Source organism: Coriobacteriaceae bacterium (assembly GCA_025992705.1).
Taxonomy (GTDB): Bacteria; Actinomycetota; Coriobacteriia; order Coriobacteriales; family QAMH01; genus QAMH01.
In genome coordinates, this window is the sequence record DAJPGJ010000001.1 from 1,090,649 (window position 1) to 1,103,477 (window position 12,829).

At 56.5% G+C, this 12,829-nt stretch carries 8 protein-coding genes and 2 tRNA genes; 8 read left to right on the plus strand and 2 right to left on the minus strand.

The annotated features are described in order from the left end of the window. Positions 1–98 precede the first annotated feature (98 nt). The 5 genes from recJ to OIM11_04950 all read left to right on the plus strand — a co-directional run bounded on the left by recJ (position 99) and on the right by OIM11_04950 (position 7,058). Positions 99–3,818 (plus strand): single-stranded-DNA-specific exonuclease RecJ, encoded by a 3,720-nt coding sequence (recJ, locus tag OIM11_04930; GenBank protein HJJ00475.1) that lies wholly within the window; start codon positions 99–101, stop codon positions 3,816–3,818. 21 nt (positions 3,819–3,839) lie between these two features. Beyond that, on the plus strand, positions 3,840–6,137 hold the full coding sequence (locus tag OIM11_04935) for a bifunctional (p)ppGpp synthetase/guanosine-3',5'-bis(diphosphate) 3'-pyrophosphohydrolase (GenBank protein ID HJJ00476.1): 2,298 nt from the start codon (positions 3,840–3,842) through the stop codon (positions 6,135–6,137). A 14-nt stretch (positions 6,138–6,151) separates the two neighbouring features. Further along, positions 6,152–6,769 (plus strand): MBL fold metallo-hydrolase, encoded by a 618-nt coding sequence (locus OIM11_04940; protein HJJ00477.1) that lies wholly within the window; start codon positions 6,152–6,154, stop codon positions 6,767–6,769. Positions 6,770–6,869: 100 nt separating this feature from the next. Then, positions 6,870–6,944 (plus strand) — tRNA-Asn (locus tag OIM11_04945). Positions 6,945–6,983: 39 nt separating this feature from the next. After that, a tRNA-Val gene (locus tag OIM11_04950) sits at positions 6,984–7,058 on the plus strand. A 104-nt stretch (positions 7,059–7,162) separates the two neighbouring features. On the opposite strand, the gene OIM11_04955 is transcribed toward OIM11_04950, so the two are convergent. Together OIM11_04955 and OIM11_04960 are read right to left on the minus strand one after the other, a co-directional pair. Next, positions 7,163–7,345: a hypothetical protein gene (locus OIM11_04955; GenBank protein ID HJJ00478.1), complete on the minus strand. Its 183-nt coding sequence runs from the start codon at positions 7,343–7,345 to the stop codon at positions 7,163–7,165. A gap of 51 nt (positions 7,346–7,396) precedes the next feature. Further along, positions 7,397–8,413 (minus strand): IS1249 family transposase, encoded by a 1,017-nt coding sequence (locus tag OIM11_04960; protein HJJ00479.1) that lies wholly within the window; start codon positions 8,411–8,413, stop codon positions 7,397–7,399. A gap of 408 nt (positions 8,414–8,821) precedes the next feature. Between OIM11_04960 and OIM11_04965 the strand changes: the two genes are divergently transcribed. From OIM11_04965 to OIM11_04975, 3 genes are all read left to right on the plus strand, one after another. After that, complete coding sequence (locus OIM11_04965) at positions 8,822–9,415, plus strand: hypothetical protein (GenBank protein HJJ00480.1); 594 nt, start codon at positions 8,822–8,824, stop codon at positions 9,413–9,415. 228 nt (positions 9,416–9,643) lie between these two features. Further along, positions 9,644–11,257 (plus strand): Hsp70 family protein, encoded by a 1,614-nt coding sequence (locus OIM11_04970; GenBank protein HJJ00481.1) that lies wholly within the window; start codon positions 9,644–9,646, stop codon positions 11,255–11,257. 49 nt (positions 11,258–11,306) lie between these two features. Beyond that, positions 11,307–12,800: a TM2 domain-containing protein gene (locus OIM11_04975; protein ID HJJ00482.1), complete on the plus strand. Its 1,494-nt coding sequence runs from the start codon at positions 11,307–11,309 to the stop codon at positions 12,798–12,800. The last annotated feature ends 29 nt before the right edge of the window (positions 12,801–12,829 follow it).

Consider the following 12,829-nt stretch of genomic DNA (forward strand, 5'->3'; position numbering starts at 1 on the left):
CCAGGGCGGGCCGTCATGTGCGGCTCGCCTTTTTACATTTGATCAGGGAAGATGCCGGAAGGAAAAACCATGTCTCAACCCCGTGCGAGAATCTCAGCATGAGCGGATTCGATCAACATAACACTCTGGTAGCACAGCCCATCGACGAGGCAGCGGTGGCCAACGTTGCAACCACGTGCGCGGTCGGTCCGCTCGTTTCGCGCGTCCTCGTCGCACGCGGCTTCGATACGCCCGAGCGCGTGCACGAGTTTCTCTCTCCCTCGCTCGAGCGTGATTGGGTTGATCCTGCGTGCATACCCGGCATGCTGGAGGTTGCGGATTGTCTGCAAGCTGCCATCGAGTCTGGCAAGCGCATACTCGTATTCGGCGACTTCGACGTAGACGGCATCACGGCAACGGCCATCTCGGTGCGTGCGCTACGTGCGCTCGGTGCACAAGCGCAAGGTCTCATCCCGCATCGCTACGAGGAGGGCTATGCGCTCTCGGATGCGGCAATCGAGCGCGGCATGGCATATGAGCCAGATCTCATCATGACGGTCGATTGCGGTATCTCCTGCGCTCATGAGGTCGAGACTTTGCTCGAGCGCGGGGTCGAGGTCTGCATCACCGATCATCACGAGCCGGGTGACGCGGTTCCCGTCGGCGTTCCCATGACGGACCCTAAGCTCGACCCAAGCTGTCCCTCGCGCGACCTCGCCGGGGCGGGCGTCGCTCTCAAGCTCTTCTGCCTGCTGGGCGAGCGCATGGGCCAACCCGAGCTCTGGCTCGAGCTTACGGACCTTGCCGCACTCGGCACCATAGCCGATCTCATGCCGCTTCTGGGTGAGAATCGCGCGCTCGTTGCCCATGGTCTTGCACGTATGCGCAACGCAACGCGTGTTGGTCTCCTGGCACTTTCCGCTGCTTGTAATGTCGAACCAGAAGCGCTCACTGCCACGCGCCTCTCGTTTTCGCTTATTCCGCGCCTCAACGCCGCAGGTCGTATGCAGGAGGCAACGATTGCCTACGATCTGCTCATGTGCGATGAGCTCGATCAGGCGCAGCGCATCGCGGTCGAGCTCGAGCAAATCAACGACCTTCGCCGCCAGACGGAAGGCGAGCTCAACCTTCAGGTCGAGGAGCAACTCGCTGGAGCTGGTTCCGATGACGCGGTCATCGTGGCTGCCGGTGAAGGCTGGCACGAGGGTGTCAAGGGCATCGTCGCCTCGCGTATCGCGCGAGCCAAGAAGAAGCCCGTCATCATCTTCTCGATCGAGGACGGACAAGCTCGCGGCTCGGGACGCACCTATGGCGATATCAATCTCTTCGAGCTTGCCAGCACATGCTCCGACCTATTTGAGAAGTTCGGCGGTCATGCTGCAGCCATCGGTATCACGCTTCCTGCCAACAAGCTCGATGAGCTACGTCAGCGCCTTTGCAGCCAAGTGCTCGAGATGCGGCAAGAGGCACCCGATACCGGCATCCATGTCGACACCATCGCGTGCGTCGAGGAGTGCACGGTCGAGCAATTTAGCGAACTCGAGCTGCTGCAGCCTTGCGGCAACGGCAACCCGACGCCACTGCTTGCCCTGCATGATGTCTTTCTCGAAGACCGTGCCGCAGTCGGCAAGCAAGCCAATCACTTCCGCTTCAACGCAAGCGACGGCATTGCACAAGTGCCCGGCATCTATTTCGGGCCAGATAACATTCAAGAGCTCGTCGATTGCAATGCGATATGCGATGTCGTCTTCGAGCCGCTTGTCGACGAGTATCGCGGTCGCAAGAACCCCAAGCTCATGACGAAGAACATACTTTTGAGCTCTCGCGTGCCTTCGCAGACGGACATGTCTGCGCGCATCGACGAGCTCTTTCTTGTGCAAGATGAGATATGCGAGACGGGTGATTACGCGGGCATCACTCAGGTGGCACGTTTCAACACCAAGGTTGTGGGCGTGAGCTACGAGAACCGCCAGGATGTCCTCGCTGGGCTCGAGGCAGGTGTCGAGCTTGCTCTCAGACGCGATGCACACAACGAGTACGATGCCAACGCCATTGCCGTGACCTTGATCGACGGCACGCAACTCGGTTACCTCAACAAGCATCTCGCCAAGCAGCTTGCCCCCGCCATGGATTCCGGCATTGCCTATGACGCGGCTGTAAGCGCCCTGACGGGCGGACCGCTCGATGCAAACGCCGATATGCGCTCTCCCGGCCCTCTTGGCGTGCGCGATCCGGGTGCGACCACCAGGAGCTATGGCGTGAACATCGTCGTGCGGCGCATTGACCTCGACCTGAAGGAGCCTGCCGGTGATGCCGCTCCCTCGCTTGACGAGGCACGTGAGCGTTGGCAGACGCTTTCCCCTTCCGAGCTCGAGGATTCCCTGCGCATGGCGCTCATCGGCAATCATGAGCTGCATGAGGCGCAGGCCCACGCGCTCGATGCGCTTTCCCATGGGCGCAACACGCTCGCCATCATGGCGACGGGGCGCGGCAAGTCTCTCATCTTCCACTTGCATGCAGCCCGCATGGCGCTTCTCGAGGGCAAGGCGAGCATCTTCATCTACCCCTTGCGCGCCCTCGTGGCAGATCAGGCATTTCATCTGCAGGAGGTCTTCGCGCAGTTCGGGCTCGCCGTATCCGTGCTTACGGGCGAGAGTTCCGAGGAGACGCGCAAGGACGTCTACGCAGGCCTGGCGCAAGGGCGCGTCAACTGCGTGCTCACCACGCCGGAGTTCCTTGCCATCCATGCCGATCGCTTCGCCCAATCCGGGCGCATCGGCTTCGTCGTCGTGGACGAGGCCCATCACGTCGCCCTCGCACGTGCGGGCAATCGTAGCGCGTATGCCGGGCTTGCCACCACGCTCGATGCGCTCGGCAACCCCCTCGTGCTTGCCGTCACGGCCACTGCCGGTACGGACGAGTCCCAGACCATATGCCGGGTGCTCTCTATCGAGGAGCTCATCCTCGATCCGACGGTGCGCGAGAATCTCAAGATCGACGATCGCCGTGACATCCGCAATCGCGAGCAGTATCTCGCGGGCATCGTCGCAAACGGGGAGAAATGCGTCGCATATGTCAATTCGCGCGATCAGTCACTCTCGCTTACGCGCATGTTGCGTCATCGTCTGCCCGCGCTCGCCCCATATGTCGGCTTCTATAATGCAGGCCTGTCAAAGGCAGACCGAAAGGCGATAGAGGATGCCTTCAGGAGCGGCGAGCTGCGCTGCATCATATCCACGAGCGCCTTTGGCGAGGGCATCGACATTCCCGATATAGAGCATGTCGTGCTCTATCATCTTCCCTTCAACGACATCGAGTTCAACCAGATGTCCGGGCGAGCGGGCCGTGATGGGCGCGATGCGACGATTCACCTGCTCTTCGGCTACGGGGACGCTCGCATCAACGAGAACATCCTCGAGTCCGGCGCACCATCACGCGAGGCCCTCGTCGTTCTCTACCGTGTCTTGCGCGAGCTTTCCCAAGAGGCGGCCAAACGGGGGGAGGCCGGCTTCTCCTGTACCAACCACGAGCTCGCCGGGCGTGCCATGAAGCTCGACAGGCGCGTCAAGCTCGACGAGTCGAGCGTGTCTTGCGGCATCTCCGTCTTTCGCGAGCTTGGCTTCATCGAGACGAGCGGCGCGAGCGTCGCACGCTATATCACGCTCGTTCCCAATCCGGGGCATATGGAACTCGAGGAGTCCGTGCGCTATCGTGAGGGTCTCGAGGAGCTCGACACCTTCAAGGCATTCAAGAGCTGGGCACTCAAATCCGATGCGCAGGAGCTGCTCGAGAGGTTCAATCGTCCCATTCTGCCTGACGATGAGGTCAAAGGCGCATAAGATATAGAGGAGGTGATCCACGTGAGCGACCAGAAGAGCATAGTGACACAGGCGCAAGATGAGCCGGCAACCGATCGCATCGATGTACTCATCGAGAATGCGTCCGTATATCTGTCCGATGAGGATTGCGAGGCAATCGAGGAAGCATACCTCTTTGCCAAGGATGCTCACGAGGGCCAGTTCCGCAAATCCGGCGAGCCTTTCATCATGCATCCGGTCGAGGTTGCCATCATACTCTCCGATTTGCGCATGGACAGCGACACCTTGCGCGCCGCGGTCTTGCATGACACGGTCGAGGATACCGAGTACACCCTTGACGACATACGCAAGAAGTTTGGCGATACGGTCGCAGAGCTCGTGGACGGCGTCACCAAGATCAACAGCCTCGAGATCGAGTCCCTCAGCCACGCGCAGGTCAACAACCTACGCAAGATGCTCATGGCGATGAGCAACGACATCCGCGTCATCGTCATCAAGCTCGCCGACAGGCTTCATAACATGCGCACGCTCATGGCGTTGCGTGAGGATCGCCGCCTCTTCAAGGCGCGCGAGACCATGGAGATATACGCGCCGCTCGCCAATCGCCTCGGCATGGGCTCGATCAAATGGGAGCTCGAGGACCTTTCGTTCTTCTATCTCGAGCCTGCCAAATACCAGCAGGTCCAGAAGATGGTCAACGAGACGCGCGAGGCACGCGAGAAATACCTCGCCCAGGCCATGGAGGCACTGCGCGAGGAGCTCGACCGCGTGGGCCTCGCAGATGCGAAGATATACGGCCGTCCCAAGCACTTGTACTCCATCTACCAGAAGATGAAGAAGAAGGAAAAGGGCTTTTCGGAGATTTACGACCTCATCGGTTTGCGCATCATCGTCGATTCCATCCCCGAGTGCTATTCGAGTTTGGGCGCCGTTCACAACCTATGGCATCCCATCCCGGGGCGCTTCAAGGACTACATCGCGATGCCCAAGTTCAACATGTACCAATCGCTGCACACGACGGTCATTGGCCCGGCGGCGCGTCCCCTCGAGATTCAGATTCGCACCGAGGAAATGCACCGCATGAACGAGTACGGCGTTGCGGCGCACTGGCGCTACAAGGAAGGTGCCACGAAGGACCGCGCGGCGCGCAGCTTCGACGAGAAGCTCACCTGGTTGCGCGAGATGCTCGATTGGCAGCAAGAGACGAGCGATCCGCAGGAGTTCATGGAGTCGCTCAAGGTCGACCTCTTCGAGAGCGAGGTCTTCTGCTTCACCCCCAAGGGCGAGGTCATCAGCCTGCGCGCACGCTCCACGCCGCTCGACTTCGCCTATGCCATTCATACGGAGGTCGGAAACCACTGCGTCGGCGCGAAGGTCAATGGTTCGATCGTTCCGCTCACGTATACCTTGCAGATGGGCGATCGCGTCGAGATCCTCACGCACAAGAACGCCTCGCCCTCACGCGACTGGCTGTCCATTGTCAACACCCCGCGCGCTCGCTCCAAGATCAGGGCGTACTTCGCCAAGATCACACGCAACGACGATCTTGAGCGTGGACGCGACTACATCGTGCGTGAGGCGCGTAAGAACGGCGTCACGCTTTCGAGTGCCAAGATGACGCCGGCCTTCGCCGAAGTCGCCGAGGCGCTCAACTTCAAGAACGCCGACGAGATGTACGTCGCGGTTGGTGCCGGTAATCTCTCGCCCAAGCAGGTCATGCACCGGGCGGTGCGCATCATAAACAAGGCAGCGGGTGCCGGGGCCATCGCAGCGACAGAGTCGGCAACGGAGCACATCGTCCTTCCCGAGGTAACGCCACGCGGCGAGGGCAAGCGCAAGAGCAAGAAGTCCACGCACAACAAGACAGGCGTCGTCGTCAAGGGGCTCGATGACGTCTACGTCCGTCTTTCGCATTGCTGCAATCCGCTTCCCGGTGATGACATCATCGGCTTCATTACGCGCGGACGCGGCGTCTCGGTGCATCGCTCCGATTGCCCCAATGCGGATGACCTGCGTCGCAATCCCGAGCGCATCATCGAGGTCGCCTGGGAGGGCGAGACCGAGGCCGTCTATCAGGTCGAGATTTACATCGAGGCCATCGACAGGCTGCGCCTGCTGCAAGATATCGTCATGTTCCTCGCCGATTCCGGCGTCAATATCGTGTCGTGTACGACGACGACGCACAAAGACGACATTGTCGAGATGCGCTTCGTGTTCGAAGTCTCCGACCTCGCCATCGTCAACCGCATTCTGTCCGATACCAAGAAAATCGACGGTGTCTTCGGTGCGTCCCGCGTGCTGCCGGGCAAGCAGAAAGACACCGTGCCCAAGAACGCATAGGGATAGGGAGTGTCATGAACATCGAGACATGCAAGGTCGGTCCCATCCAGACCAACTGCTACATCATCGAGGACGATGGGGAGCTCCTCGTCATTGATCCGGGTGACGATCTCACGATTATCAATGCGGATATTCACGCGCGTCCTGTCAAGGAGATTGTCGTTACGCATGCCCACTGGGATCACATCGGCGCTCTCTCGGGCCTTGCCCATATTAGCGGGGCTCCCGTTGCCATGTCAGCGGCGGATGCGGTGCTTGTCGATGGCGTTGCTCGTCAGGAAGGGCACGATCTTGATCGCGGCTATGGGGCACCGCACGTCGATTGGCGCTTGCACGAGGGTGATGAGCTCACGGTTGGCTCCAAGGTCTTCACGGTCATCGAGACGCCGGGGCATTCCGAAGGTTCCATTTGCCTGTACTGTGCGGAGGACGGCGTTCTCTTCTCTGGCGATACGCTGTTTTCGGGCGGCCGTTTCGGGCGCACGGATTTCGATCACGGCTCCATGGAGCAGATGATCGAGACGCTTTCGACCAAGTTCGCGGACATCCCCGATGACGTCATCGTGTATCCAGGACATGAGGGCGCATCGACCATGGGCGCCGAGCGCAGCCTCAATCCGTATTTGCGGTAGACAAGGCGCATATCAGACCGCATTTGACGCGTTTGCCAACTTTCTTCTTGCGTACCGTCACGTTTCGTCTATAATCTCGACTTGCGCATGTGCGCGGTATTCCTCGGTAGCTCAACGGCAGAGCCCTCGGCTGTTAACCGAGTTGTTGTAGGTTCGAATCCTACCCGGGGAGCCAGCATTTTCCAGGGCCGCCTTTTCGCGGCCCTGCTTATACGGGCGTATAGCGCAGCGGGAGCGCACTTCCTTCACACGGAAGGGGCCACAGGTTCGAACCCTGTTACGCCCACCATGAAACCAAAGGACCATAGGTAGGCAACCTATGGTCCTCCGTCTTAGTCATGCGATAGATAATAATCTTGGGGCTATGTTTCAAAAAGTGTGTCCGGCGGGACATCACTGACGGTACCTCGTCGGCATGTGAAACTCGTTCCAGTCGATGGCCTTCCCATACCTCTCCGGGCTTCCATCCGAATGCCGGCCCTCGCCCGAGACGGTTGCGAAAAGCCCGTCGACGTCTTCGTCCCTCGGCATGCGGCGCAGGATCTCCGCCGGGCTCTCGGGCTCTTCGGTGTGCATGTAGCACCACCACATGAGGGCTATGTTTCAAAAAGTGTGTCCGGCGGGACATCACTGACGGTACCTCGTCGGCATGTGAAACTCGTTCCAGTCGATGGCCTTCCCATACCTCTCCGGGCTTCCATCCGAATGCCGGCCCTCGCCCGAGACGGTTGCGAAAAGCCCGTCGACGTCTTCGTCCCTCGGCATGCGGCGCAGGATCTCCGCCGGGCTCTCGGGCTCTTCGGTGTGCATGTAGCACCACCACATGACGGCCTTCACGCGGTGCAGCAGCGGCAATCCCCGATGCAGCCTGAGCATCTCCCTCAGTTGCGCGTTCAGGCTCTCGATCGGGTTGTTGGTGGAATCCCAGCGCCCGCCGCGCTCCCTTTGCATCTCGATGAATGTGAAAAGCGTCCCTTCCTTCACCAGGCGGTTGAGGCTTCCCCTGGCCCGCCGCAGCCTCTCGTGCGTGTAGACCCTCCTGCCGTCTTTCACCGTGAACTCCTTCAGGAACTCGCTCCAATCGGAGCACCACTGCGCGTAGTCGACGAGCCACTCCCTCATCGCGTCCTCGTCTTTGGCCCTCGTCAGGCGGTTCGCGATGCCCAGGAGCTCGCGGCCGCACTCGAGCTTGGGACTCTTGGTCGTGTAGCGCTTGACCTGGCGCGCGGCATGCACGACGCAGCGCTGTATCCTGGTGCCGGGCCATACGGTGCGCGCCGCCTTCGCGAGCCCGGTGGATCCGTCCGACACCACCAGCATCGGAGCGGGTATCCTCATCATCAGCGCCGCCCAGGAGCTCGAGCACTCCCTTTGCGCCAGGTGCCATGCGATCACGTGCTCCTTGGAGCGCGCGACGAGCACGACGGCGTCGTGGGAAAACCAGATGCCGTCGAGAAAGACCGTGTCGAAGACCCTCGCCGGTGAAAGGGGCGATGGGCCAAAGCTCCCAGAACCCGGCGCACTTTCGCCAGAAGGTCGACCTGCTGTATCCGAGATCGGCGATCGACCTCTTGGAGAGGATCCAGGCAAGGAAGGCCCGGAGCAGCTTGGCGGCGTTGTCAATCCTTCTCGTCTTGGAGGCACCGCACGACTTGCACCGCCAGCGCTTGGTCCCTGCCTTCGTGTATCCGTTCCCCTTCATCTCGCTTCCGCAAACGTCGCATCTCGGGCTACTCAAGGCGTCATCCTGTCCACTAGGCAACTTTTCCCTTCGGAAAGCTTGCCTGAACAGGCACGTCAAGAGGAAAGCGGACACACTTTTTGAAACACCTTCGAGTTGGGCGATTCCAACTCAAGGACCTGATTTGCTTGTGTTCAACTGGGGTAACGGGTCTTATTCGGACACACTTTTTGAAACATAGCCCTAATCTTGAAATAGGTTGCGGAGGATTCTGGGACCCCTCCACGTTTCCCCATCTTGACAAAATACGTGGGGGGGGGGGTAGCCTTTCAAGGATATGTTTCTTGATTATTATTGAAGGCAACTAGCACATGGTCAATGCAGAGTTTGCTATCCCAGAAGACAATATCTTGTCAACAGATGACGAGGCTTCTTCCGAAGAGTCATTTTCGGCAGAATTTGAAGATCAAAGCATCGCATATTCGGGAGTTGATCTCGAACAGAAGAACGAGGCGGCGGCTGAATTATCCACCGATGACATCAATACACGCCCGTTTGAATCGATATCCGATTCAAACGAAAGTATTCCCGAAGACAAGAACGATGACCAAAGCTCATGGGATGGCGCCACCGAGCAGATTATCGAGATGCTAAATAAGCTAGAAGGCATGTTTGCTGCCAAAATTGATCGCAGCGAGTATGAGCTAGAGACTCTCAAGAAGCAAAGTGAAGAAATTCAGGAATACAAGGCAGACTTATATGCGAGCATCCTGGCTTCCGTTCTCAGACCGCTCGTTAAAACCCATGCATACATGAAAAGGGCGATATTGAAGACTCAGGCCTCTGGAGCCGATTCGATTCCGCTCGATGAATTCGAATTCGCATATGACGATGTGAACGATGTTATCGAAGATAGCGGTGTTGAAATCCGCTCATTCGAAAAGGGGGGACCTCTTCGAATCTAACTACATGAAGATATCAGGTCAGAACAAGGTTGTGGAACCGGAGAAAAACAAGACGGTGAGCGTGGTATCAAGCGATGCTTATATCTTCAAGAATACGGTACTCGAAAAAGCACGCACTGTCGTAAATGTGTATTCGGACGAACAGTCGCTGGCGCAAAACGAGTGATGGTCTTCAGAAAACCTGACAACGTTCTTCGGATTCGATAAGAGGAGATAGAGAGGAAAACCATGGCGTCATCAGTATTTGGAATCGATTTGGGGACGACGTATTCGTGCATTGCCTACATCGATGAAAACGGCAATGTCCAAGTGGCAAAAAATCGTGATACGGGCAAGACAACGACACCGTCTGTTGTTGAGTTTGAGGATGCCGGCAATGTAATTGTTGGCGAGGACGCCAAGTCAGATGCCATATTCAATCCCGAAAAAGTCGTCACGTTTGTCAAGCGCCTTATGGGGCGCACCGATCAAGCTACCTTCATCAATGGCGAAAAGAAATCTCCTGAAGAGGTGTCGAGCTATATTCTTCGTAAGCTTGCGCAGGATGCAAGTGTTGACACGGGTCTTGAGGTGAAAGACGTTGTCATAACCGTGCCTGCATATTTTGGTGATTCCGAGCGCAACGCCACAAGGGCAGCTGGAGAGATTGCAGGCCTTAACGTTCTCCAGATAATCCAGGAGCCTGTTGCCGCTGCGGTGTACTACGGGACGACAAAGGCAAAAGAGGATTCCGTGGTTCTGGTCTATGACCTTGGTGGTGGCACCTTTGATGTCAACGTCATCGAAATAAAGACATCCGACAATGGGAACACCCTTGCGGTGAAGTGGACCGACGGTGATGATACGCTCGGCGGTAAGGATTGGGATGCGGCTATCGTTGACTATCTCCAGGAGAAGTACCGCGAAGAAACCGGCTTTGAAGACGAATTCGAGGAGGAAGCCGAAGAGGAGTTTCAATCCCAAGCTGAAGCAGCGAAGCAGGCGCTGACCCAGAAGAATTCATACAATGTTCGTCTTCGCATGACCGAGACACCGTTCAAATGCGAATTGACCCGTGACGAATTCGAGCGAATCACCGAGCATCTCCTTCAGCGTACGATAGATACGACACAGCGGTGCATCAATGAGGCGGCGAAGATTGGCGCCAATGTTGGCAAGATCTTGCTTGTGGGCGGGTCTACCCGCATGCCACAGGTGGAAAACGCTCTTCGCGAAATTTATCCGGATATTCCCATTGAGCTTGCAGATCCGGATGAGGCCGTCGCACGCGGCGCTGCCCTTTGCGCATTGGATGCGGCGTCTACCGTAATCGATAGTGAGGCAAACAACCCTACTGCTGTTTCCGGCATGGAGAAAAAGGAGATTGCCGAGGACAATATCGTCAGGAAGCTACAGCTTGGCGGCACGCAAAACGTCATAGCCTACGCAACATCCAAGAGCTACGGATTGAAGACCCTGCAGGGTATATCGAATCTCATAAAGAAGAATCAGCCTATTCCCACGGACACTCACGTATTTGTCGCAGAGGATACGTTTGCCACCGCCTTTGAAGGTCAACCAAATGTTGAGCTTGAGATTTTCGAGAGTGACACGACCGACGACATCTACCAAACTGATGCCGAGCCCATCAAGAGGCAGACCTTTGACCTGGGTGGCCCAAAGCCCCAGGGCTATGCGATACGCGTGACCTTTTCCTTGAACGAGGAGGGTCTGCTCTCGATTACCGCGGTTGATGCTCAAACGGGAACAACTTGCGACTTTGACGTGCAAGTGACCACTGGCCTCGATGCTGGAAGCATCGAGGAGGTAAAGCGAAACGCCCTTTTGGCGAGCATAGATTAATCATACTTATTGTTGCGATTCGTTAGGAAAGACAAAGAGGACCTTAAAGATGAATTGGATTTTGGCCTTCAACTTGGATTTCGTTAATCCGAAACCAATGTCTAAGGATGAGGCTGAAAAGGCAGTACAGGAACTGACTAGCAAGGTCTCCCGGCAGTTCACGAAGGGGAAGATGGCGTACAAGGAGCTCAACGAGGCGCTATCTTCCTCCTATGCCGATGCCGTAGCGGTTCTGAATAATCCATCGTCTCAAGCCACTGAGGCGAAGAAGATTGTCTATGGAATCATTGCCGATGAGACATCGGTCTTTGGGAGCAGTGTTCCCCAAGATCAGATAGTCAATATCAAGAAGGCCGTCATTAGCAAAGTGAAGACGGATTATTCGTTGCCTGTGTACAAGTTTCTGGATGGCCCCGATAAGGAAGCGACAGAAGCCCGCGCAACCGAGATCATCACCTTGGGCATAGAGGCTGCGGGAGCACATGTCGCTGGGGAAGATGAGCAAAATGGCTATTCGGCGGCAGAGGCAAAGGATAGATACAGCTCGTTCCAAAAGATGTTCGAATCTGTAGATATGGAATATGTGCAGATAAACAAATCCCTCGGCAAACTGGGAATGTCGAACCTCTACGCTCTTATCGGCAACGGGGACGAGGTTTCTGCGAAGAGCCTTCCGTACGCCATACTCCAATCGCGATTGAATAGCCTTGAAGGGGAATTCGAGAGTGGTGCCGAGATAGAGAATCTCAAGCATCTTGCAGCTGATGTCTTTGTGAACGAGATAAATCGCGCGAAATACGATAACTATCTTGATCTGTATGCGAAGGAAGACATTTTAAAGAATCTGGAGAAACGCTCGAGCAACGGTACGATTAATTCAAAGCTCTTTATGGAATCCGCTGTACGTTTCGACGCGCTTTTTAATGATGCCGATGAACCACTTTTGATTCTTTATGGTTTTGCCGATTCTAAAGGATTTGATACAGGTACCGATTATGTGGTGATGGAATCCTTTCTTGCTATGAAGCGGGAAGGGTCTTCGAATGCGCATGGCAATGCTGCACCCAGCCCTTCACCTGAATCCACATACCAAGAAAGCCCACATACTTCAAATTCTTCTTATCAGGATAGTTCATCGTATGAAACGTATGATAGTCCTCAAAGATCAGAAGAATGGAAGACCAAGAGCCCAGAGTATTATACGGCCGAAGATTTCTCTGATGCCTTTGAGGCATTCCAGGAGTGGCAAGAAAAAAGAAGCGAGGCCCCAAAGCAGCCCAGTCCCAATACGAACTTGAATAAGAGCAAATGGGTGGCAGGCTTTCTTGCCATATTCTTCGGATGGATCGGCGCTCAGAAGTTCTACCTCGGACATAACGCAGCAGGAATCATAACTATTGTGATTACGACGCTAGGCGCAATCGTTCTTGTAGGGCCGCTTATCACTTCTGTTATCGGTATCGTTGAGGGAATCAAGTATCTGACTAGAAGCCCAGAGCAATTCAAGGAGGCCTATCTCATCGAAGGCAAGACATGGTTCTAGGGTCTATGGGATGCATCCATGATGAGAAG

What these genes read in the sequence shown, in the direction of transcription:
- recJ (HJJ00475.1), top strand. Translation starts at nt 99, where the DNA reads ATGAGCGGATTCGATCAACATAACACTCTGGTAGCACAGCCCATCGAC.
- OIM11_04940 (HJJ00477.1), top strand. Translation starts at nt 6,152, where the DNA reads ATGAACATCGAGACATGCAAGGTCGGTCCCATCCAGACCAACTGCTAC.
- OIM11_04955 (HJJ00478.1), bottom strand. Translation starts at nt 7,345, where the DNA reads ATGCACACCGAAGAGCCCGAGAGCCCGGCGGAGATCCTGCGCCGCATG.
- OIM11_04965 (HJJ00480.1), top strand. Translation starts at nt 8,822, where the DNA reads ATGGTCAATGCAGAGTTTGCTATCCCAGAAGACAATATCTTGTCAACA.
- OIM11_04970 (HJJ00481.1), top strand. Translation starts at nt 9,644, where the DNA reads ATGGCGTCATCAGTATTTGGAATCGATTTGGGGACGACGTATTCGTGC.
- OIM11_04975 (HJJ00482.1), top strand. Translation starts at nt 11,307, where the DNA reads ATGAATTGGATTTTGGCCTTCAACTTGGATTTCGTTAATCCGAAACCA.